Source organism: Polaribacter sp. HaHaR_3_91 (assembly GCF_019278525.1).
GTDB lineage: Bacteria > Bacteroidota > Bacteroidia > Flavobacteriales > Flavobacteriaceae > Polaribacter.
This window is the reverse complement of record NZ_CP058986.1, coordinates 2,805,001-2,827,535: the sequence shown is the minus strand read 5'-3', so window position 1 is coordinate 2,827,535 and position 22,535 is coordinate 2,805,001. Positions and strand designations below refer to the sequence as shown.

At 30.8% G+C, this 22,535-nt stretch carries 21 protein-coding genes and 1 rRNA gene (1 of these 22 running past the window's edge); 12 read left to right on the top strand and 10 right to left on the bottom strand.

What is annotated here, in order from left to right:
• The first annotated feature begins 1 nt into the window (after position 1).
• The gene (locus H0I27_RS11855; RefSeq protein ID WP_218730903.1) at positions 2 to 610 is read left to right on the top strand and encodes a YigZ family protein; all 609 of its coding nucleotides are present in this window, start codon (positions 2 to 4) and stop codon (positions 608 to 610) included.
• Between the two features lie 36 nt (positions 611 to 646).
• Here the strand turns inward: H0I27_RS11855 and H0I27_RS11850 are convergent, their stop codons facing one another.
• Positions 647 to 1,045 carry a thioesterase family protein gene (locus H0I27_RS11850; RefSeq protein ID WP_165733534.1) on the bottom strand — a complete coding sequence of 133 codons (399 nt, stop codon included), beginning with the start codon at positions 1,043 to 1,045 and terminating at the stop codon, positions 647 to 649.
• Positions 1,046 to 1,215: 170 nt separating this feature from the next.
• Here H0I27_RS11850 and dnaA point away from each other — a divergent pair, with 170 nt between their 5' ends.
• The 3 genes from dnaA to H0I27_RS11835 all read left to right on the top strand — a co-directional run bounded on the left by dnaA (position 1,216) and on the right by H0I27_RS11835 (position 4,014).
• Positions 1,216 to 2,643, top strand: coding sequence for a chromosomal replication initiator protein DnaA (dnaA, locus tag H0I27_RS11845; protein WP_218730902.1), 1,428 nt, complete (start codon positions 1,216 to 1,218; stop codon positions 2,641 to 2,643).
• A 95-nt stretch (positions 2,644 to 2,738) separates the two neighbouring features.
• Positions 2,739 to 3,191 (top strand): low molecular weight protein-tyrosine-phosphatase, encoded by a 453-nt coding sequence (locus tag H0I27_RS11840; protein ID WP_218730901.1) that lies wholly within the window; start codon positions 2,739 to 2,741, stop codon positions 3,189 to 3,191.
• A 118-nt stretch (positions 3,192 to 3,309) separates the two neighbouring features.
• Entirely contained in the window at positions 3,310 to 4,014 is a 705-nt protein-coding gene (locus H0I27_RS11835; RefSeq protein WP_218730900.1) for an SAM-dependent methyltransferase, read from the top strand.
• A gap of 185 nt (positions 4,015 to 4,199) precedes the next feature.
• Here the strand turns inward: H0I27_RS11835 and kbl are convergent, their stop codons facing one another.
• Together kbl and H0I27_RS11825 are read right to left on the bottom strand one after the other, a co-directional pair.
• Entirely contained in the window at positions 4,200 to 5,387 is a 1,188-nt protein-coding gene (gene kbl, locus H0I27_RS11830) for a glycine C-acetyltransferase (protein WP_218730899.1), read from the bottom strand.
• Between the two features lie 4 nt (positions 5,388 to 5,391).
• A complete protein-coding gene (locus H0I27_RS11825; RefSeq protein ID WP_218730898.1) occupies positions 5,392 to 6,354 on the bottom strand; it encodes an NAD-dependent epimerase/dehydratase family protein in 963 nt (320 codons plus the stop codon).
• 170 nt (positions 6,355 to 6,524) lie between these two features.
• On the opposite strand from H0I27_RS11825, the gene H0I27_RS11820 reads away from it, so the two are divergent.
• Positions 6,525 to 6,986: an Lrp/AsnC family transcriptional regulator gene (locus tag H0I27_RS11820; RefSeq protein WP_218730897.1), complete on the top strand. Its 462-nt coding sequence runs from the start codon at positions 6,525 to 6,527 to the stop codon at positions 6,984 to 6,986.
• 35 nt (positions 6,987 to 7,021) lie between these two features.
• On the opposite strand, the gene H0I27_RS11815 is transcribed toward H0I27_RS11820, so the two are convergent.
• The 6 genes from H0I27_RS11815 to dapF all read right to left on the bottom strand — a co-directional run bounded on the left by H0I27_RS11815 (position 7,022) and on the right by dapF (position 12,432).
• The gene (locus tag H0I27_RS11815) at positions 7,022 to 7,552 is read right to left on the bottom strand and encodes a peptidoglycan-binding protein LysM (protein ID WP_254712756.1); all 531 of its coding nucleotides are present in this window, start codon (positions 7,550 to 7,552) and stop codon (positions 7,022 to 7,024) included.
• 134 nt (positions 7,553 to 7,686) lie between these two features.
• Positions 7,687 to 8,535, bottom strand: a complete 849-nt coding sequence (locus tag H0I27_RS11810) for a DUF2279 domain-containing protein (protein WP_254712666.1) — start codon at positions 8,533 to 8,535, stop codon at positions 7,687 to 7,689.
• A gap of 79 nt (positions 8,536 to 8,614) precedes the next feature.
• A complete protein-coding gene (mltG, locus tag H0I27_RS11805) occupies positions 8,615 to 9,643 on the bottom strand; it encodes an endolytic transglycosylase MltG (protein WP_218730895.1) in 1,029 nt (342 codons plus the stop codon).
• A gap of 30 nt (positions 9,644 to 9,673) precedes the next feature.
• On the bottom strand, positions 9,674 to 10,198 hold the full coding sequence (locus tag H0I27_RS11800; protein WP_218730894.1) for a GNAT family N-acetyltransferase: 525 nt from the start codon (positions 10,196 to 10,198) through the stop codon (positions 9,674 to 9,676).
• A gap of 115 nt (positions 10,199 to 10,313) precedes the next feature.
• Positions 10,314 to 11,603, bottom strand: a complete 1,290-nt coding sequence (locus H0I27_RS11795) for a hypothetical protein (RefSeq protein ID WP_218730893.1) — start codon at positions 11,601 to 11,603, stop codon at positions 10,314 to 10,316.
• A gap of 58 nt (positions 11,604 to 11,661) precedes the next feature.
• Positions 11,662 to 12,432 carry a diaminopimelate epimerase gene (gene dapF / locus H0I27_RS11790; RefSeq protein ID WP_218730892.1) on the bottom strand — a complete coding sequence of 257 codons (771 nt, stop codon included), beginning with the start codon at positions 12,430 to 12,432 and terminating at the stop codon, positions 11,662 to 11,664.
• Between the two features lie 130 nt (positions 12,433 to 12,562).
• Here dapF and H0I27_RS11785 point away from each other — a divergent pair, with 130 nt between their 5' ends.
• The gene (locus tag H0I27_RS11785) at positions 12,563 to 13,951 is read left to right on the top strand and encodes a trypsin-like peptidase domain-containing protein (protein WP_218730891.1); all 1,389 of its coding nucleotides are present in this window, start codon (positions 12,563 to 12,565) and stop codon (positions 13,949 to 13,951) included.
• Between the two features lie 131 nt (positions 13,952 to 14,082).
• A complete protein-coding gene (locus H0I27_RS11780; RefSeq protein ID WP_218730890.1) occupies positions 14,083 to 15,525 on the top strand; it encodes a glyceraldehyde-3-phosphate dehydrogenase in 1,443 nt (480 codons plus the stop codon).
• Positions 15,526 to 15,808: 283 nt separating this feature from the next.
• On the opposite strand, the gene H0I27_RS11775 is transcribed toward H0I27_RS11780, so the two are convergent.
• Entirely contained in the window at positions 15,809 to 16,471 is a 663-nt protein-coding gene (locus H0I27_RS11775) for a hypothetical protein (RefSeq protein WP_218730889.1), read from the bottom strand.
• Positions 16,472 to 16,683: 212 nt separating this feature from the next.
• On the opposite strand from H0I27_RS11775, the gene H0I27_RS11770 reads away from it, so the two are divergent.
• From H0I27_RS11770 to H0I27_RS11750, 5 genes are all read left to right on the top strand, one after another.
• Positions 16,684 to 17,199 carry a hypothetical protein gene (locus H0I27_RS11770; protein ID WP_218730888.1) on the top strand — a complete coding sequence of 172 codons (516 nt, stop codon included), beginning with the start codon at positions 16,684 to 16,686 and terminating at the stop codon, positions 17,197 to 17,199.
• A 14-nt stretch (positions 17,200 to 17,213) separates the two neighbouring features.
• Positions 17,214 to 19,211 carry an NAD-dependent DNA ligase LigA gene (gene ligA, locus H0I27_RS11765; protein ID WP_218730887.1) on the top strand — a complete coding sequence of 666 codons (1,998 nt, stop codon included), beginning with the start codon at positions 17,214 to 17,216 and terminating at the stop codon, positions 19,209 to 19,211.
• A 90-nt stretch (positions 19,212 to 19,301) separates the two neighbouring features.
• Positions 19,302 to 20,039: a DUF4294 domain-containing protein gene (locus H0I27_RS11760; RefSeq protein WP_254712665.1), complete on the top strand. Its 738-nt coding sequence runs from the start codon at positions 19,302 to 19,304 to the stop codon at positions 20,037 to 20,039.
• Positions 20,040 to 20,282: 243 nt separating this feature from the next.
• The gene (locus tag H0I27_RS11755) at positions 20,283 to 20,450 is read left to right on the top strand and encodes a hypothetical protein (protein ID WP_218730885.1); all 168 of its coding nucleotides are present in this window, start codon (positions 20,283 to 20,285) and stop codon (positions 20,448 to 20,450) included.
• 1,001 nt (positions 20,451 to 21,451) lie between these two features.
• A 16S ribosomal RNA gene (locus tag H0I27_RS11750) occupies positions 21,452 to 22,535 on the top strand; it runs 434 nt beyond the window's last position.

The following is a 22,535-nucleotide window of genomic DNA, read 5'->3' as shown; positions in this document are numbered from 1 at the left end:
TATGTTAGAAGACGTTTATAAAACAATAGAAAAACCATCTGAAGAAACCCTTTTTAAAGAAAAAGGATCTAAGTTTTTTGGATATGTTTTTCCTGTTTTATCAGAAGAAGATGTAAAAGAACATTTAGAAGAGTTAAGAAAGCAACATCATGCTGCTCGTCATTTTTGTTATGCCTATCAATTGGGTATTGAAGACGTGAAATTTAGAGCAAATGATGATGGGGAACCTAATAATTCTGCAGGTTTACCTATTTATGGTCAAATACAATCTTTTGAAGTAACCAATATTTTAATTGTTTCTGTCCGTTATTTCGGAGGAACAAAATTGGGTGTTGGTGGTTTAATTTCTGCGTATAAAACGTCAGCACAAATTAGTTTAGAAGCTGCTGATATTTTAGAAAAAACCATCAATATTTATTATAAGTTAACTTTTGAATACGATATGATGAATGCCGTACAAAGAGTTATCAAAGAGAAAAATATTGACATTACCAATCAAAAATTAGAAATGAATTGCGAGTACACCATTTCTATAAGAAAAAAAGATGCACAAGCAATTTATACTATTTTTGATACTTTATATAAAGTTGATATTAAAAAATTAGAGTAATATTTTAGTTCAAGAAAGTTTTCTTTGTTTAAAAAATTAATATCCCAAACCTTTTAATAAATGATCAGGGCAGCGAGTTGGTTTCATCGTTTTAGAATTCATAAAAGCTAAAACAGAACTTCCTGTACAAATGAGTTCGTCATTTTGATTTACAATTTCATAATCAAACTCAATTTTAACCATGGGCTTCTTTTTCAATATGGTTTTTATGGTTAAAACATCATCATACAAGGCCGATTTTATAAATTTAAAATTTATAGAAATAACAGGAAGCATTATCCCACTTAATTCCATATCTTTGTATGTAACCCCTAAAGAACGCATCCATTCGGTACGTCCTAGTTCAAAAAATTGCGCGTAATTACCGTGATACACAACCCCCATTTGATCCGTTTCGGAATATCGGATTCTAGTTTTTGTTATAGATTTTTTCAAGTGATATAATTAATTAGTGTTTTGTGTATTCTACGTAAAAAATAGTTAATAATCAATAGCAAATTGATTTTTTTATACTGAATTTTATTCACATTTTTGTACCACCTTAAAAAAGGCATCATAAGCCCTTTTTAAACCCTAATTATAACACAAAAAATCGCTAAAATTAAATGATTGTAAATGCTGACTCAGTTTGGGATGAATGTTTGTCTTTTATAAAAGATAACATAAAACCGCAAGCATATAAAACTTGGTTCGAGCCAATAAAACCGGTAAAACTTTCTGGCGAAGCGTTGACTATTCAGGTGCCTAGTAAATTTTTTTACGAATGGTTAGAAGAGCACTATATCAAATTATTACGTGTTGCATTGGTAAAACAATTAGGTAACGATGCCAAATTGATTTACGATGTAAAAATGGAAAACAATTATAGCAGTAATAGGCCGCAAATTGTTAAAATTCCAAGTTCTAATAGAGATCCTTTAAAGCCGCAAAGAGTAACTGTTCCTTTAGAGTCTAATAAAAGAGAATTAAGAAATCCTTTTGTAATTCCAGGATTACAAAAAGTAAAAATAGAATCTCAATTAAACCCTAATTATAGTTTTGCAAATTTTATAGAAGGCGATTCTAATAGATTGGCTCGTTCTGCAGGTATGGCAGTGGCAAATAAGCCCGGAGGAACCTCTTTTAATCCATTATTAGTGTATGGTGGTGTCGGATTAGGTAAAACACATTTGGCGCACGCTATTGGTGTGGATATCAAGGATAAATATCCAGATAAAACTGTTTTATATATTTCTTCAGAAAAATTTACACAACAGTTTATAGATTCTGTAAAATCGAATACAAGAAATGATTTTATTCATTTCTATCAAATGGTAGATGTGTTAATTATAGATGATGTACAATTCTTATCTGGTAAAGCTGGTACACAAGATGTATTCTTCCATATTTTTAACCATTTACATCAAAATGGAAAACAGGTTATTTTAACTTCGGATAAAGCACCTGTAGACATGCAAGATATTGAGCAGCGTTTATTATCTCGTTTTAAATGGGGATTATCTGCTGAGTTACAAGCACCAGATTACGAAACTAGAATTTCTATTTTGCAAAATAAATTGTACAGAGATGGTGTAGAAATGCCAGAAGATATTGTAGAATATATTGCTAAAAATATAAAATCTAACGTTAGAGAATTAGAAGGTGTTGTTATTTCTATGATTGCACAAGCTTCTTTTAACAGAAAAGAATTTTCTGTAGAATTAGCAAAACAAATTGTAGATAAGTTTGTAAAAAACACCAAGAAAGAAGTTTCTATAGATTATATTCAGAAAGAAGTTTCTAAATATTTTGATATGGATGTAGCTACTTTACAATCTAAAACTCGTAAACGTCATATTGTACAAGCGCGTCAATTAGCGATGTTTTTTGCTAAGAGATTAACAAAAACTTCATTGGCAAGTATTGGCAATCAAATTGGGCAAAGAGATCATGCAACCGTATTACATGCTTGTAAAACAGTAGACAACTTAACGGAAACGGATAAGCAGTTTAAAAAATACGTAGAAGATTTAACTAAAAAGCTGACTTTCTAAAAAGAGAACTTCAAAAAACTTATTGATATTTAATTTTACGCTCTTAAATTTTTTAAGAGCGTAATTGTTTCTTATTTTTATCAAAAATTATTTTTATGCAAAAAATATTGATGGTTTGTTTAGGGAATATATGTCGTTCTCCCTTAGCAGAAGGAATTTTACAATCTAAAGTAAATTCTAATATTGTTTCTGTAGATTCTGCAGGCACTGCTGCATATCATATAGGTAAACTTCCGGATGAACGCTCTATAGAAGTTGCCCAAAAACACGGAATAGATATTACTAGGCAAAGAGCAAGAAAATTTGTTGTAAAAGATTTTGACGAATTTGATATTATTTTTGCGATGGATGATAGCAATTATCAAAACATACTCTCATTAGCCAGAAATAATACTGATGAGCAAAAAGTACGAATGATTTTAAATGAAACACATCCTACTAAAAATTTAAGCGTTCCAGATCCATATTATGGAGGAAATGAAGGTTTTAAAAATGTGTATAAGATGTTAGATGAAGCCTGTGATATTATTGCCGGTAATTTGTCTTAAAAAAAGGATGCACCTTATCAGTGTGAGTCTGTATTATAAGTATCAAAAAAAAATAAAATATTATTTCTACGTTTTTAGTTTGTATAAAATCGTGAAAACTGTATCTAAAATATAAAAAATGATTGGTAAACTCTATTTAATCCCCACTACTTTAGGAGAAACTGAACCTTTAGAAGTAATGCCTTTATCAGTTAAAAAAGTAGTTGAACAGATTGATTACTATATTGTTGAAAATGAAAAATCAGCAAGAAGATTTATTAAGAAAATCTCACCTAAAAAATCTCAGCCTTCACTTCAATTAATGTTGTTAGACAAATATGCTGAAGAATTAGAAACGTCTAGATATTTAGATGTTTGTAAAGAAGGAGTTAATGTTGGGTTATTGTCTGAAGCTGGTGTGCCTGCAATTGCAGATCCCGGCGCAAGTATTGTTAAGTTAGCACATGAAAATAATATTCGTGTAATTCCTTTAGTTGGACCATCGTCTATTATCATGGCAATGATGAGTTCTGGTATGAATGGACAGAACTTTGCTTTTAACGGGTATTTGCCTATTGATAAATCGGATAGAAAAAAAACGATAAAAGATTTGGAGAGAATTTCTCAAGATAAAAATCAATCTCAAATTTTTATAGAGACACCTTATCGAAATGATAAAATGTTGGCAGATTTAAAAGCAACTTTATCGCCAACTACCAATTTATGTATTGCGGCAGATATTACTTTGCCTTCAGAATATATTAAAACCATGATGATTAAAGACTGGAAACATCAACAGCCAGACTTACATAAGAAACCAGCTATTTTTATTATTCATAAGTAGTCTAATTATATTAACTATAGTACATTACTCTATTTTAGATTAAAGTTTTATTAAAAGCTTTGTGATGTGAATATTATAATAGAGACTTCAAAAAAAAACACTTAATAATCTATAGATTATTAAGTGTTTTTTTTTGAAGTCTAAAAATGAAATAAATATGTATTTAGACTTATTGCTTAGTTATATTAAATAACATTTAATTTTTTTCCAACTGTTACAAAAGCTTCAATTGCTTTTTTGATTTGTTCTTTAGAATGTGCAGCAGACAGTTGGACTCTAATTCTTGCCTTTCCTTTTGGTACAACAGGGAAGAAGAAACCAATAACGTAAATACCTTCATTTAGCAAGAGTTTTGCAAATTCTTGAGCAATTTTAGCGTCATAAAGCATTATTGGTACAATTGGGTGTGTACCTTCTACAATGTTAAAACCAGCCGTGGTCATTTCAGATCTAAAATACATAGTGTTCTGCTCTAGTGTATCTCGTAAATCTGTAGATTTTGTTATTTTATCTAATACCTTTAGTGTAGCACCAACAATTGCAGGAGCCAACGTGTTTGAAAATAAATAAGGGCGAGAGTTTTGTCTTAAAATAGCAACTATTTCTTTTCTTGCTGCTGTAAAACCACCAGATGCACCACCTAAAGCTTTACCATAAGTTCCGGTAATAATATCTACTCTATCCATTACATTGTGGTATTCATGTACACCTCTTCCAGTTGCACCAATAAAACCAGTAGAATGGCATTCATCAATCATTACTAAAGCATCATATTTGTCTGCTAAATCACAAATTTTATCTAATTGAGCTATGGTTCCATCCATAGAAAATGAACCATCTGTAACAATTAATCTACGTCTAGATGAGCTAGCTTGTTTTAATTGTTCTTCTAAATCTGCCATGTTGTTATGAGAATATCTAAATCTTTTTGCTTTACAAAGACGAATACCATCAATAATAGAGGCGTGGTTTAAGGCGTCAGAAATAACAGCGTCTTCAGCAGAAAGTAAAGGTTCAAATAACCCTCCATTTGCATCAAAAGCAGCAGCATATAAAATACAGTCTTCCATTCCTAAAAAAGCGGCTGTTTTTTCTTCCAATTCTTTATGAATATCTTGTGTTCCACAAATAAACCGAACAGAAGAAAGACCAAAGCCATGTGTTTTTATAGCATTTATTCCTGCTTCTAGTACGTCTGGGTGTGATGCTAATCCTAAATAATTATTGGCACAAAAATTAAGAACATTGTCTTGGTTAACTGTGCTAATATTTGCTCCTTGTTTAGAAGTCAATATACGTTCGCTTTTAAAAAGACCATTAGATTTTATGGTTTCTAATTCTTTTTTTAAATCGCTTTTTATAGTGCCGTACATAGTATTATGAATTTATAAGGTTATTATTATATTTAAGTTCTAAGTTTTTTAACATCACTTTTGTTAAAGACTTGATATTAAATTTTGGTTTCCATTGCCAATCTTTTCTTGCATCTAGATCATCTATACTCATTGGCCAAGAATTTGCTATTTCTTGTCTAAAATCTGGTGAATAAGTTACTTTAAAATCAGTATATTTTTCTTTAATACAAGTTTCTAGTTGATTTGGATTAAAGCTTAAACCAGAAATGTTATACGACGTTCTTACTGTTATTTTATCTTTTGGAGCTTCCATTAATTCTAAGGTGGCTCTTATGGCATCATCCATATAAATCATTGGTAACGTAGTGTCTGCATTTAAAAAACACTCATAATTCTCATTATTAACAGCCTTATGAAAAATATCTACTGCATAATCAGTTGTACCTCCACCCGGTAAAGATTGATAACCAATAACACCAGGATATCTTAATGATCGTACATCTAATCCATATTTATCAAAATAGTATTTTCCCCAATTTTCTCCTGCAGCTTTACTAATTCCGTATACCGTAGAAGGTGTTAAATTGGAAGATTGAGGAGTATTTAAACGTTCTATATTATTCCCAAAAACGGCAATTGAGCTAGGGAAAAATACTTTACTTATTTTATGAATTCTAGATACTTCTAAAACATTAAAAAAAGTTTTCATGTTTAAGTCCCAAGTACTTAATGGATATTTTTCTCCATTTGCAGACAAAATAGCTGCTAAATGGTATATTTGAGTAATTTTATATTTTAATACAATTGTTTCTATAGCATTAAAATCTGTAACATCTAGAGTTTTAAAGACCCCATTAAATGTTGGATTTACTCTTAGATCTGTTGCTATTATATTTTTAACCCCGTATTTTTCTTGTAATTTTTCAGCTAAAACAGTGCCTAATTGACCACTAGATCCTGTTATTAAAATAATTTCTTTATCCATTTTTAATAAAATTTTGAAAGGATAAAATTAAATATTTGATTAATTATAAAGTTAATTTCACTTGGTTTAATTTAAAAATAAGTATTTTTATCTTTATTTAATCAGTATTAAAATTTTAAATACTTTTACATGGGGCGATGTAGGCCACTAACCAGTGATTTTATCTTTATATGGAAAAAATAGACGAAACAGATTTAAATATTTTAAGAATTCTTCAAGAAGATTCTAAAAAAACAACAAAAGAAGTCGCAGAGATGCTTAATCTAACTCCTTCTCCCGTATATGAGCGTGTTAGAAGATTAGAAAAACGTGGGTATATTAAAAAGTACGTCGCACTTATAAATAAAGACCTTCTAAATATTCCTATTACAGCAATTTGTATGGTGTCATTAAGATACCACGATGAAGGCTTTATAGATAAATTTGAAAAGCAAATTAAAGGTTTAAAAGAAGTACAAGAATGTTACCATATGGCTGGTAAGGTTGACTTTTTTTTGAAAATTAACTTAGGCAGCCTTAATGAATATCATGAGTTTGTAAGACTAAAACTTTCTAAAATCGAGAATATTGGTGTCTTAGAAAGTTATTTTGTTTTAAAAGAAATAACTCGTACCACGGGTTATTGTATATAAAAATAATAGTATTATTAAGAGCTGTATTCTGTTAATTAACTATTAATAACAGTAGCGTCTTGGTCTGCTATAATATTAGAAACATTATAACCTCCAAAGTTCTTTAAATAAGACTTTATAGAAGAACCGTAAGCATCAGAAAAGCCTTCAACACCATTACTTCTTAAATATTTTTTTACGTTTCCAGCACCACTTAAATGAGCGGCTGCTAAGATACCAGATTCGGTAATTTTAATACCGTTTATGGTTTTTCCTACAGAACGTCTAATGTCTTTTCTTAAAATCCATTTATTTACTTTACACAAAGCTATAAATGCTTTTTCTTGTAATTCTGGATCTTTTAAAAATGCTGTTGTATTGTAAATTTTAAATCTTCGTAAAGTTGTTCTTCCAAATTGATATTTTCCTAAATATCCTAATGTGTTTACTACGGTATAACTTCCTTGAGATTCTTTAAAAGCTAATGCTTCTTTAAAACCTACAAAGTCCTTTTGTAAATAAGGTATGTTATAGTCTACAAATTTTGGGAAAGTAACTTTGTTATGAGTACCTATTTTTTTATCAATAGAAGTTGCGTTGATAAATCCTAAAAATACGATACTTAAAAATAAAAACTTTTTGATAAACTAAATTTTCTGTTTTGCGGGTGCAAATGTATAACCAAATTTAATTATACTGATAATCAATATGTTAAATTTTGTTAAAAATACATATAATGAAATGTTAAAGCTCCTTTGGTGTTGATTTCAAGAGTAGGAGCAGGTATTTTTATGAAGTTTACAACAGAAAAGACAGATTTTAAGAATTCCGAATTTGTCTTAATTTTTGTTAAATCGAGGTCTAAACTTAGATAGAATTGTCGGTAAGCATCTTGCTGTATTGGATTTACTGCATTTGAGTTTCCATAAAGCATGCCTTCTGCTCCATAACCTAAAGCAACATTTAACCATTTAGGAAATGAACTTTTCTTGTTAAAAGACCAAATATTGGCAGAAAGCCAATAAGTTTGTCCGTTATAATCCTTTAAAGCTTGTTGTAAATAGTTTTCTCCTAGGGTATTTGGTCGTTGTTTTGCAAACTCGGTTTGATGAAAAGAGTACTTAACTGTAATTCGTTGCTCGTTCCAAAGTAATTCTTGTCCAACCAACAATCCTGTACCTGCTGCATTTGCCAGAATATCTCCAGGTGATGCACCCCATTCATCAGAAAAACCATCTAATACTTCTACAGCAGTTAAAAAAGCAAAACCAGAGGTTGCTCCGTAAATTAATTGATTTTTTCTAGAAACACCAGCCCAATCTAAAACTTCCATTCCAATTTTACCAATATAATAAGAAGTCATCATGTGGCCAACTTTATCCATTTGTTTCCAATCATTATTATCATTTTTAAAATGAAAACCAGAACGTGGATAATCCTTGTACCAAAGTTGATTTAAACCAATTAAAGCGCCTCCAGCCATTACGCTTTCAGTGAGAATAATAGCATTTCTTCTTTTTGTATTTAAAGTATCAGATTTTTTATAAAATGATGAATTTTGTGCACACAAAGAAAATGAGCATATAAATAAGAGATAAAACGAAATGTATTTTTTGCGAATCAAACCCAACGATTAAATTTGTAAATAATTATCTATTAATGCTTTGTTTGTTCATCCATTGATGATATTTAGCTGCATTTCTATTGTGCTGAGAAAGTGTTTTTGCAAAAGCATGATACCCTAATTTATCTACATTAGCACACATATAAAAATAGTCATGTTTTTCTGCATTTAAAACGCCATCAATAGATGAAATATCTGGCATAGAAATTAAGGTAGGTGGTAGACCTTTATTTTTATAAGTATTGTAAGGTGAGTTTATTTCTAAATCTGCGGTCAATACCCTTTTTACCACATAATCTTGTCCTTTAAGTTCTTTAACACTATAGATAATTGTTGGATCTGCTTGCAAAGGCCAACCTTTTTTTAATCTATTTAAATACAAACCAGCAACAATTGGTCTTTCTATGTTTTTTGCAGTTTCTTTTTGAACTATTGAAGCTAAAGTGATCACTTCTTCTTTAGATAATTCTAATGCTTTCGCTTTTTGCAATCTGCTTTTATTCCAAAATCGATTGTATTCTACAAAGATTTTGTCTCTAAAGTTTTCTGCTGAAGTAGTCCAGTAAAACTGATAACTATTTGGAACAAAAATTTGCAATACAGATTTTTCTGTCAGGTTATTTTTAGACAAGAAATCTTTGTCTTTAAAAGAGTTTAATAGAGAAATTGAATCTGCTTCTAATTGTTCTGCAATTCTTCCTGCTAATTTTTCTAAAGTGTCTTGGTTATTAAAAGACAACTTTATAGGTGTTTGGTTACCACTTCTTAAAAGGTTAACCAATTCGTTGTTAGACATTCCTTCTTTTAAAATATATCTACCTGGTTTTGGTTTCGAAAGATTTTTCTTAGCAGCTACTAAGAGAAAAGTATTGGTGTTTTTAGAAAAATCAGAAATTTTTTCTTTCACATCACTCAAGCTGTCAGAAGAGTAGATGAAAAGTTCAGTATCTTTTGTGATCGATTTTCCAAATATTTTTTGATAATATTGGTATCCTATAACTCCACTAATAAAAATAACGGTAGCAATAACTGCGTATATAAATTTTTTACCCAAAGTTTTTTTGATTTTTTTAGAATTGCAAAATTAGTCTTTTATCAACTGAAATAAAACTTCATCTTTAAATTTTCCTTCGGATAAAATCCAATCTTTTTTAATACCCACTTTTTGAAAATGATGTTTTTTAAAAAGGGAGATACTTTTAGAATTTTCTGAAGTAATATTGGCGTATAATTGATGGATATTTAAAGAAGAGAAAGCATATTGAATTAAAACAGAGAGTGCTTCTGAGGCAAAGCCTTTTTTTTGAAAATCTGGGTGAATTAAAATACCAATTCCTGCTCTTTTATGCATCGGATTGTAATCGAACAAATCAATCATTCCTAGTTGTTTCTTCGTGACAGTTTCTTCAATTAACAAGCGTAATTGTTTAGCCTCGTAAATATCTAAATGTGCGTTTTCTAAATACTGTCTTAGAATAAATTTAGAAAAAGGAGTTTGTGTATGGCTAATTTCCCAAAAAGACTCATTGTTTTCTATTTGATATAGAAAGTCTAAGTCTTCGGGTTCTAAAGCACGTAAGTTTATTTTTATACCGTTTAAAGTCATCATTTTTTCTGAAGTTCGTTTTCTTTAAGGAAAATTTAATAAGCACATAGATTATAGAATGCAAAATAAGGAAATAATAATCTTAAAGAGCCTGGAGTTGCATGAAAATAGTTTTCGTTTAACAATCATAGTATTCTTTACCAAATACTACTTTCTTTCCTGTTATTTTCTCTATTTTTAAAGCGTATGTATCAAAGAAATTACAAGCTTCATAAAAAATAGGGTAGTTGTACTTTTTAGTATCTGTTATTATTTCTAGATAAGCACCACCATTTCCTTTTGCAGGTAAAATATTTTGAATACAGAATGAATTTATTTCATCGATATCAAATAATTCTGCAATGTGATTACTAGAGAATCCTATTTTTTTATTTTTATTATCAACCCAAATAATGGTATTGTCTTTAAATTGAAGATTTATTTTTTCTGGTCTGTTTTTTATGTTCTTGTTTTTTCTATAGTCACCAGACATTTTTATATTGCCTTTGAATAATAAGAAGTCAGAAATAACCATAAGTTCTTCGTAACTTTCATTATGTAGTAATGAAGGGTATTCTCTTTTATTTTCTATGGATAAAGAAGTATAACCTCCATTAAAAAGCCAATCACTGTCATACGTATAACAAATTGACAAGTGCATTTCTTTTAAATTGAAATTTATATTTTTTTGATCTGCTCGTTCATAACCGGTATTCATTCTACTGCTTGCTAAATCTTTGTTTAAAATTTTCTTTAGCTCTAAATAACTTTCATCCGTCGCTATATTATTAAAACAATGTGTATAATAGTGCAAAACAGGAACATCAGCTCTATCATTATCAAAATAAGCACCAAAATCTTTTAAGAGGATATTTCCAATACGCACAGGAGCATTAAATTTTAGTAATTTTTGTCCGTATGGCGACTTTTCAAATAGAGTATTTTTATTTTTTTCTAACTCCTCATAGGTAGTATCCCAAGAAATGAATTGTTTGGGGGGAGATTGAATTTCAAAACCTAGGTTGTAGTCGTTATTCTTAGTCGTTAAGATTTCAAAAGTATGTACATAGTGTTTTCTCCAAATTTCTTTTTTTAAAACGGTTTTTTTTGCAACATTTTCAAAAAAAATAGTGTCTTTAAAATTAAATTTAGTAGATAATTCCTTATAAACTTTGCTGAATCCAGTATAGGTAACAGGGATAAAGTTTTGATGGTAATCAAAAAGGAAAAGATAGGCTAGTTTATTATTTCTGATAGTTATGTAGGCATATTGTAAATCTTTTAAGTGTACAATACAACTATGTATTCCGTTACTATCTGTACAAATAATTTGATTGTTTTCAATTTTTACATTTCCCTCATTACTTTCTTTCGGAAATATTTTAGTAGGGTCTTTTTTTGTGTTAAAAAGATTTTTAAAAATACTCATAATGGTTTTTTGTAATAGATATCGGCGTCAAAAGAATAATCTCATTTGAGATTATGAATTAAAAAGAAATACTCCCTTTAAAAACAAAAGTAGCAGGTCCTTTTAAATATACATTTGTATAAACGCCATTTTCTTCAGAAAAAGAAACTTCTAGATTTCCTCCTTCCACGGGTAAAGAAATTAAATTACTAGCTGTTTTTCCCGTTTTATGCATAGCAATAGCAACTGCTGTAACTCCGGTTCCGCAAGCTAAAGTTTCATTTTCAACACCTTTTTCATAGGTTCTTACTCTAAAAGTAGTCTCATTAATTTTCTGTGCAAAATTGACATTACTTCCAGGAGCACTATAAGAGTAACGAATTTCTTTTCCTTTTTCAAAAACAGGGAAATTATCTAAATTATCTACCAATTCTACATGATGCTGTGTACCTGTATAAGCAAAAACTGAGTTTTCTTTCACGGTAATTTCATCAACATCTATCATTTTTAAGGAAACAATTCCGTTGTCAATGGTAGCTAAATGTGGTCCATCAACAGCAATAAAACTCGTTTTAGCTTTGATAATTTCTAAATACTTTGCAAAAGCAACAGCACATCGTCCTCCGTTTCCACAGAAAGTCTCACTTCCATCAGCATTAAAATAAATCATTCTAAAATCGAAATCGGTATCGTTTTCAATTAAGATAACTCCATCCGCTCCTACACCAAAATTTCTATTACAAAGTTTCGCTATAAGGGCAATGTTTTCTTTCGGAAAAGTTAGAGTTCTGTTATCTATCATAACAAAATCATTTCCGGTTCCTTGGTATTTATAAAAGTCTAAATTCATTAGGACAAATATAGGAATTTAAAGAATAAAAAAGTACTGTTAAAAAGCGGTTAAAGTCAGTTAAAATCAAGTTAAACAGATTTTTTGAAATTGTTATAATTGTATCTTTGAGTAATAAAAATTAAAAATAATGAAAAAATTATTAGGTTTATTAGGAATGGCAGTTTTAGGAGGCGCTATCACTTTAGGCGGATATAAAATGCTATTTAATGAAAATGTGGTTATAGAAAGAACTATTTCTCACCCCGTAAAAACGGTTACTGCAAACTATAACCCTGCATTAAGTAATGCAAATGCAATAGCAAACTCTGTAGATCTTACAGTTGCAGCAGAAAATACGGTACATGCTGTAGTGCATGTTAAAAACACATCTATAAGAACACAATCTAACCCAATAGATCTTTTCTTTGGTAATAGTAGTGGTACTAGAAAGTTTGAGCAAGTTGGTACAGGTAGTGGAGTTATTATTTCGCAAGACGGTTACATTGTATCAAACAATCACGTTGTTGATGGAGCTTCAGATATTGAAATTACATTAAATAATAAACAGAAGTATAAAGCAACGTTAATAGGTACAGATAAAGAGAATGACATTGCTTTGTTAAAAATTGATGTAGATTTTGATTTGCCTTACATTCCATTTGCTAATTCAGACAATATAAAAATTGGAGAATGGGTTTTGGCAGTTGGTAATCCTTATAACTTAACTTCTACAGTAACTGCGGGTATTGTGAGTGCAAAAGGTAGAGATTTAGAAGGGACTACTTCTACAGATTCATTTATTCAAACAGATGCTGCTGTAAACCCTGGTAATAGTGGAGGAGCATTGGTGAATACACGTGGAGAGTTGGTAGGAATTAATACAGCAATTACTTCTAAAACAGGTTCTTTTATTGGGTATTCTTTTGCAGTACCATCTAATATTGCTAAAAAAATAATTGATGATTTATTAGAGTTTGGTACAGTACAAGAGGCTATTTTAGGAATCAATATAAACCAAGAAGATGGAGATATAGAAGGCGTGTTGATTGGCGGAGTTAGTGATGATGGAGGTGCACAAAAAGGAGGTTTAAAATCTGGAGATATTATTAAAAAAGTAAATGATATAAAGATTTCTAAATTTTCTGAATTAAGAGGTCAGTTAACTGCTAAAAGACCAGGCGATTTAGTAAATATTACGATTGATAGAGATGGAGAAGAGATTACTAAGAGTATAACCTTAAGTAAAAAAGATGCTTATGTTTCTAGAAAGTTAGGGGTTGTTTTAAAGGATGTCTCTAAAAAAGAAATTAAGAAATTTGATATTCCGGGAGGTGCTAGAATAATGACCAATCAAAATAGAAATCTTAATTATTATGGTGTAAAGGAAGGCTATATTATTACCAAAATTAATAAAAAACCAGTTTTAAATGCAAGTGATGCGGTAAAAGAAATAGATGCATCTTTTGGAGCTGGACATCCAATTTATATAGAGGTTATTAATCTAGATGGAGAAAGAGAGCGTTATGCCTTCAGATAAGATCTATAACTACAATATAAAAAATCCTGATAATTTATCAGGATTTTTTTATTTACGAAAACTTTACGAAATCGATTTCGTGTTTAAGAAAAAAGAAATACTTTTGCCTGAAATTTATTTTAATTTTCAATATGTCAATAATTTTAGATTACGAAAAAGAGGTAATTACACAAGCTCAAAATAGAAGAGAAACAGTAGAGTTTATCACTATTGTAAATGATTTATGGTATGATAAATCTATTGAACTTGTATTATTTAGAAACACTTTAATAGACAAAAGAGCAAGTGAAGTTTTAAATTTAATAAACTATGCTAAAGAATTTGTAAACAAACCAATTTCTATACAAGATGCCTTAGATATTGCAAAAGCAATTCAGCAAATAGACTTACCATCTTCTAAATTAGATATTGGTAAACTTGCTTACGAGTGTTATTTAAGTCCTATAAAAGGAGCCGACAAAGTGGCTTTTGTAAGGAACAAATTAAAAGGCGCTACAGAATCAGAGAACATTAAACCTAAAGATGTTGTTTTGTATGGTTTTGGTAGAATCGGACGCTTATTAGCAAGAGAGCTCATGTCTAAAATGGGGAAAGGCTCACAATTAAGATTAAGAGCTATTGTTACTCGTGGCGAAATAAATAGAGAAGTTTTAGAAAAAAGAGCTTCTTTATTAAGTATAGATTCTGTGCACGGAGATTTTTTAGGAACTGTAGAAATAGATGTAGAGCACAACGCTTTAATTATAAACGGCACAACAGTTCATTTAATATCTTCAAATAATCCAGAAGAAATCGATTATACCAAATACGGAATTAAAGACGCATTAATTATAGATAATACTGGAGCTTTTAGAGATGATGTTGCTTTAGCAAGACATTTAAAAGCAAAGGGAGCAAGCAAGGTTTTGTTAACTGCTCCAGGAAAAGGGATTCCTAATATTGTACATGGTGTAAATCACAAAAAATACAATCCGGATGTGGTAGATGTTTTTTCTGCAGCGTCTTGTACAACCAATGCAATTACACCAATTTTAAAAGTATTAGAAGACAATTTCGGAATTAAAAAAGGGCATTTAGAAACCATTCATGCATACACAAACGACCAAAATTTGGTAGACAATATGCATAGTAAAAATAGAAGAGGAAGAGCTGCCGCTTTAAACATGGTTATTACAGAAACTGGTGCCGGTGCTGCAGTTGCAAAGGCAATTCCTGCGTTGGCAGGTAAATTAACATCTAATGCAATTAGAGTTCCAGTTCCTAATGGATCTTTGGCAATTCTTAATTTGCAGTTAAATACAATGGTTTCTACAGAACGTGTAAACTCAATTATAAAAAAATATGCCTTAGAAGGCGATTTGGTAGAACAAATTAAATATTCATTAGACAATGAGTTGGTGTCTTCAGATATTCTAGGGTCTACAGCACCTTCAATTTTCGATAGTAAATCTACAATTACAGACAAGGAAACTATTGTAATTTATATTTGGTACGACAATGAGTATGGATATTCACATCAAGTAATGCGACTAGCAAAACACATTGCCAAAGTAAGAAGGTATACCTATTATTAAAAGTCTCTTAGTGCAAGTTCATTCAATTAAAATTGAATGCAAAAACCCGAAATATTATTGTTTCGGGTTTTAATTTTTTAGAAGCAATTTCCTGCTTTCCATTATATCTTTTTTTGAAAAAACAAAAAAAGGATGCCATTTCAATCAGGGCTAAACTTGTTTGGCTGCTTCTGTAATTATTTTAGAGGATATTTTCTAATTACTTAAGTTTCTAGCTGTAATAAAATTTAACTTTACTTATTTTAGAAAATCAAAATAAAAAAATCAATCAAAACAGTCTTATTTATTCTTCCTCAAAGAAATCAATAACAGCTTCAAACTCTTCATTTAAAAACTCTTCTTTACTCATAAAATATTCAGAGGTCGTCATTTGGTAGCCTGTTTCATTTTTTTCTAAATACCAAATAATATCATTAGCTTCAACAAAAGCTTCTTCTGCATTTAATTGACCAGCAAATAATCGTTTAATTACGTTATGGCTATCTAAGTTTTGAGCAAAACATTTCAATGTTATTTCTTTTGTAATGTTTGTTTCAGCGTTTCTAGCTGGAGTAATTTCAAAATCTACAACAGTTGCTTTTGTATTTGGAAATTTTCCATTAAAAGCTTTGTATAAAAGTTGGTTTATAATAAAGAGTGTTTTGTGTAATTCAATTTTTGGGTATTCCTCAGAAATCTTATCCACCAACATTTCATAAGAAAGAGAATCTATTTGTCCTTCATTTAAAACATCAGACAGTTTATAGTCTAAAACAATAGCAGCTGCTTCATTAGGTTCTTTATCGGAAATTGCCATAAAAAGTAATTCTCTTAATTCTTTTATTTCATTTACATCATTATTGGCAAAATCAAAACGTACCAAAAGTTCTTTGTAATCTTCAATACTCCAAGAATTTTCCAAGTCATCTACTGTAGAAATTTTGTTTATTTTAATAGCGTACTTCATTTTTTACTTCATTTTTGAATGTCCATGTAAATTACATATTATTCAAATTAATAACAAGTTATTTAGTAGTATTATTGTTTTTTTAACAGAAAGCAGTTGTCTTTTTTTAGTTATAAATAGCTCATTATTTTATACTGTTTTTTTGATTAAACAAACTTTTGTAGCCAATACTCTTTTTACTATTTTTACACACCTTAATAATCCATTTTTATATGAAATCTCATCAAAATTTACCCTATTTTCAAATACCAGAACCTTCACCAGAATTTACTGCCGGTTCAACAACTAGTAGAATGATAGATGGTTTGGGGTTTAGGTATTATTGGGCAACAGATGGTTTAGTAGAAAAAGATTTAACTTTTAAGCCAAATGTAGAAGCAAGAACAACAGAAGAAACGGTAGATCATATTTATAATTTATCAATAAGAATTTTATATGCTACTTTAAAAAAGGTAAATGGAGGTGAGCAACCTGAGCTTACTTTTGTAGAAAAAAGGAAAAAAACACTAGAAAACTTATTACAAGCAAGTACAATTCTTAGGGAAAGTAAAGATGTTTCTGATTATAAAATTTTATTTCCAGATAAAGAGTTTTCTTTTTGGTGTGTAATAAATGGACCAATTGCAGATGCAATTTGGCATGTTGGACAAATAGTTTCATTTAGGCGTTCTACTGGAAACCCTTTTTCAAACAGGGTAAGTGTATTAACAGGAAAACAACAAGATTAATTTTTTATTTAAGAATGACAAATCAACAAAAAATAGTAGCACTTCGTGATGAATTAAATACACATAATTACAATTATTATGGGTTAGATAACGCATCAATTTCAGATTACGAGTTCGATATAAAATTAAAAGAGTTAGAAAAGTTAGAAGCGGAAAACCCTGAGTTTTTTGATCCAAATTCTCCAACACAAAGAGTAGGAGGTACGGTAACAAAAAACTTTAATACGGTTATTCATAAAAATAGAATGTATTCTTTAAGCAACTCCTACTCTAAAGAAGATTTATTAGATTGGGAAGAAAGGGTGCAAAAAGTTTTGGGTACAACAGAGGTAGAATATACCTGTGAACTAAAATTCGACGGAGCTTCTATCAATTTAACTTATGAAAATGGTCAGTTTGTTAAAGCGGTAACGCGTGGCGATGGTTTTCAGGGAGATGAAGTAACACCGAATATAAAAACAATTCGTTCTATTCCTTTAAGTATCAAAGAAGACTTCGTTTCCAATTTTGAAATGCGAGGAGAAATCATTTTGCCTATTGAAGGTTTTAATAAAATGAATGAAGAACGTGTAGAAAACGGAGAAGAAGAATATAGAAATCCAAGAAATACCGCAAGCGGAAGCTTAAAATTACAAGACAGTACAGAAGTTGCAAGAAGACCTTTAGATTGTTTATTGTATCAAGTAGTAACGGAAGAGCGTAAATATAAAACTCATTTTGAGAGTTTAGAAAACGCTAGAAAAGTAGGTTTTAAAGTTCCAGAAACGATCACTTTGGTCAAATCGATTGATGAAGTTTTCGATTTCATCACAAATTGGGATACAAAACGACACAGTTTACCTTATGAAACTGACGGAATTGTTGTTAAAGTAAATAATTTATATCAACAAGAAGAATTAGGGTACACAGCAAAAGCACCAAGATGGGCAATTGCGTATAAGTTTAAAGCCGAACAAGTTTCAACAGTTTTAAAAGAAATTACGTATCAGGTTGGTAGAACGGGAGCAATAACTCCGGTCGCAAATTTAGAACCTGTGCAATTAGCTGGTACAACAGTAAAAAGAGCTTCATTACACAATGCCGATCAAATTTCAAAATTAGATATTAGAGTCGGAGATACTGTTTTTGTGGAAAAAGGAGGAGAAATTATTCCTAAGATTATTGCGGTAGATTTTACAAAACGACCACATGATTCAGAACATACAATCTACGCAACTAATTGTCCCGTATGTAACACGGAATTGATAAGAACAGAAGGAGATGCAAAGCATTATTGTCCAAACGAGTTTGGATGTGCACCTCAAATTACAGGCAGAATTCAGCATTTTATTTCTAGAAAAGCCATGGATATTGATGGTTTAGGAGGGGAAACGGTAGATTTATTACGCAAGGAAGGACTTGTTAAAAGTTATGCCGATTTATATGATTTAACGGTAGATCAAGTGATTCCGTTAGAAAGAATGGCAGAAAAATCTGCTCAAAATATGATTGACGGAATTATTAAATCAAAAGAAATTCCATTCGAAAAAGTATTATTTGCACTCGGAATTCGTTTTGTAGGTGAAACGGTAGCTAAAAAATTAGCAAAACATTTTAAATCGATAGATAATTTAATGTCTGCAGATTTAGAAACTTTAATAAGCGTAGACGAAATAGGAGAGAGAATAGCACAAAGCATTATTGAATTTTCTACAAACCAAGAAAATATTGATTTAATAAATCGCTTAAAGTTATCCGGAGTTCAATTAGAAGTCTCTGCCGAAAGTTTAGAAAATCAAACAGATAAACTAACAGGACAAATATTTGTAGTGTCTGGCGTTTTTTATCAAATGAGTAGAAATGAATTAAAGAAAGCAATTGAAGACAATGGCGGAAAAGTAAGTTCATCAATCTCTAAAAAAACAAATTTTATTGTTGCTGGCGATAATATGGGGCCATCAAAATTAACAAAAGCAGAGAGTTTAGGAATTGCAATAATTTCGGAACAAGATTTTATAGATAAAATTAGTTAAAAGGTAACTTTGGACTCTAATTTGCAGTAAATAATAGAAATAGTTGACTTTTATTTTCAACTGATGCTGTCTTGTAATATGATAATAAAATTGAAAAAACTTCTTTACATATATATACTACTAATTTCGGCAGTCTCTTTTTCTCAAATACAAGAAACAGATTCCTTGCCTATTAATGACGACGATTATGTTTTTGTAAAACCAGGAGATACATTAGTTGTAAATCTTAATGAGTTTTCATTATTACCAAAACACAAATTCAGTTCAAGAGAAGATGTTCGTTATTATCTATGGTTTCGTAGAAAAGTATTTAGAGCCTATCCTTATGCTCAACTTGCCTCAGAAAGGTTAGATTCTTTAAATGTAAGATTAGAAAAAATCGAATCTAAAAGGAAAAGAAGACAGTATACAAAAATCATTCAAAAATACATAGAAGGCGAGTTTACAGATCAAATTAAAAAGATGACTACTACAGAAGGTCGAATCCTTATCAAGTTGATCCATCGTCAAACAGGTGAAACTGCATTCGATAATATCAAGGAATTAAGAAGCGGCTGGAAAGCCTTTTGGTACAATACAACCGCAAATGTTTTTAAACTTTCATTAAAAACAGAATACCATCCAGAAACAGAAAATGAAGATTTTCTAATAGAGGATGTCTTGCAACGTGCATTTCAAGAAGGTAAGCTTAAGCCTCAACCGTCAAAACTCAATTTCGATTTCACGAAAATAATTATAGAAAGAAAATCAGAAATCAATGTAGAAGAGTACAAACTGTTTTTTGCTAAAATGCGTAAAAAAGGAAAAATAAGAACTTCTAAGAATTAATATTTCCTTTTGGGTGTTCCCTTTTTTTTAATGAATACTATATAGGAGTCATTTTTATTTCATTAATACGTATCAATTTAATTCACTATTTAGAAAAAAAGGTCGGGCTTTCCTCTATATCTTTTTATATGCTTATTTCTGCTATCGCATCAATAAACATATAAAAAGGATGCCGTTTCAATCCCTAACACAATTAATTTGTAGAATGAAGTTCCTTTTGAAGGGTTCCTCTTTATATAAATAATGGCTTTATACGCAAGAAACATTATAGATTACTTCTACAATATTTTAGCAGCACTATTACCAAGACCTCACAGGTTTTTAAAGACTGTGAGGTCTATTAGTTTTAATGAACTGACAATAAGTGTTTTATTTTTAGGTGCTGTTAGTTTTCATATAGATTATATATAAGTCTCAACCAAATTCAGCTTATTCGATACTATTTACTCAAACAAAAGCCCATATTATTCAGGTTTTCTGAATTACTTTGTGGGAATTCTCATTTCAAATATCTCCAGAGTTGTCAGCCCAAGTATTTTTTTACAAAAAGAATCATACCAAGAACAGATTTAGCACCTAAAAAAATGTTTTCTTCAACCAATAAAACACATTCCAACCACACTATTTCATAGAACAATGCACATTTCAACAAACCACAAACAATAAAAAGGTCTATTTCTACTAAAATAAACCTTCCAACGATCTTGTATTTTCTGTGTTAAAAACAAGCATCCACCTCCAAAACCACCCTAAAACCTAAAACCTTTAAAATACCCTCAAAAAAACTTTCTTCATAAACAGTTAAAAACAAGTGTCTTAAAACGCATTGTAAAATTAAATTAAAATAAAGGTAAAAAAATAGTTGTTAGATTAAAAATGAGTTGTAAGTTTGCACCCGCTAACAGTAATATCACACAGTTAGCAACGTTCATTGAGGAGTTGTAAGTAGGGTGATTATTAGTATTTTAATTAGATAAAATGTCAAAATTTTATTAAAAATAAAATAACAATTTCCTTAGGTTTATAATTAAAAAGAGTTGTATGTTTGCAGTCCGAAATTTTCGGCAAAAACGTTCAAGAGTTTTTTAGTTTTAGAGTAAACAAAAAAATTAAAAAAAAGTTTAATTTTTTATTGTCAGATTATAAATAGTTTGTATGTTTGCAGCCGCTAAGAAATACAGCGAAAACGATCAGAGAAAATTTGGAATGACTATTAAAATAGTCAGTTAGTTCGAGTCTAACATTTCTACAAAGTTTTATTTAGGGAGTAGCTTTTAAGTTGCTTTTTAAGATTAGAACAAAGTTCATTGAAAATATTGAAATTGACAGCGTAATTAAAGAGTAGAATAACCATGTTTAGATTTATTTAAACAAATTCTTTTGAAACTTATTCATTAAAATATTTAAAATATACAATGAAGAGTTTGATCCTGGCTCAGGATGAACGCTAGCGGCAGGCTTAACACATGCAAGTCGAGGGGTAACATTGTGCTTGCACAGATGACGACCGGCGCACGGGTGCGTAACGCGTATAGAACCTACCTTTTACTGGAGAATAGCCTTTAGAAATGAAGATTAATGCTCCATGGTATTGAGTTTTGGCATCAAGACTTAATTAAAGATTTATTGGTAAAAGATGGCTATGCGTCCTATTAGTTAGATGGTAAGGTAACGGCTTACCATGACTTTGATAGGTAGGGGTCCTGAGAGGGAGATCCCCCACACTGGTACTGAGACACGGACCAGACTCCTACGGGAGGCAGCAGTGAGGAATATTGGGCAATGGAGGCAACTCTGACCCAGCCATGCCGCGTGAAGGATGACTGCCCTATGGGTTGTAAACTTCTTTTATACAGGAAGAAACACTGGTATGTATACCAGCTTGACGGTACTGTAAGAATAAGGACCGGCTAACTCCGTGCCAGCAGCCGCGGTAATACGGAGGGTCCGAGCGTTATCCGGAATCATTGGGTTTAAAGGGTCCGCAGGCGGTCGATTAAGTCAGAGGTGAAATCCCATAGCTCAACTATGGAACTGCCTTTGATACTGGTTGACTTGAGTCATATGGAAGTAGATAGAATGTGTAGTGTAGCGGTGAAATGCATAGATATTACACAGAATACCGATTGCGAAGGCAGTCTACTACGTATGTACTGACGCTGAGGGACGAAAGCGTGGGGAGCGAACAGGATTAGATACCCTGGTAGTCCACGCCGTAAACGATGGATACTAGTTGTTGGGCATTAGCTCAGTGACTAAGCGAAAGTGATAAGTATCCCACCTGGGGAGTACGGTCGCAAGACTGAAACTCAAAGGAATTGACGGGGGCCCGCACAAGCGGTGGAGCATGTGGTTTAATTCGATGATACGCGAGGAACCTTACCAGGGCTTAAATGTAGTCTGACAGCTTTAGAGATAGAGTTTTCTTCGGACAGATTACAAGGTGCTGCATGGTTGTCGTCAGCTCGTGCCGTGAGGTGTCAGGTTAAGTCCTAT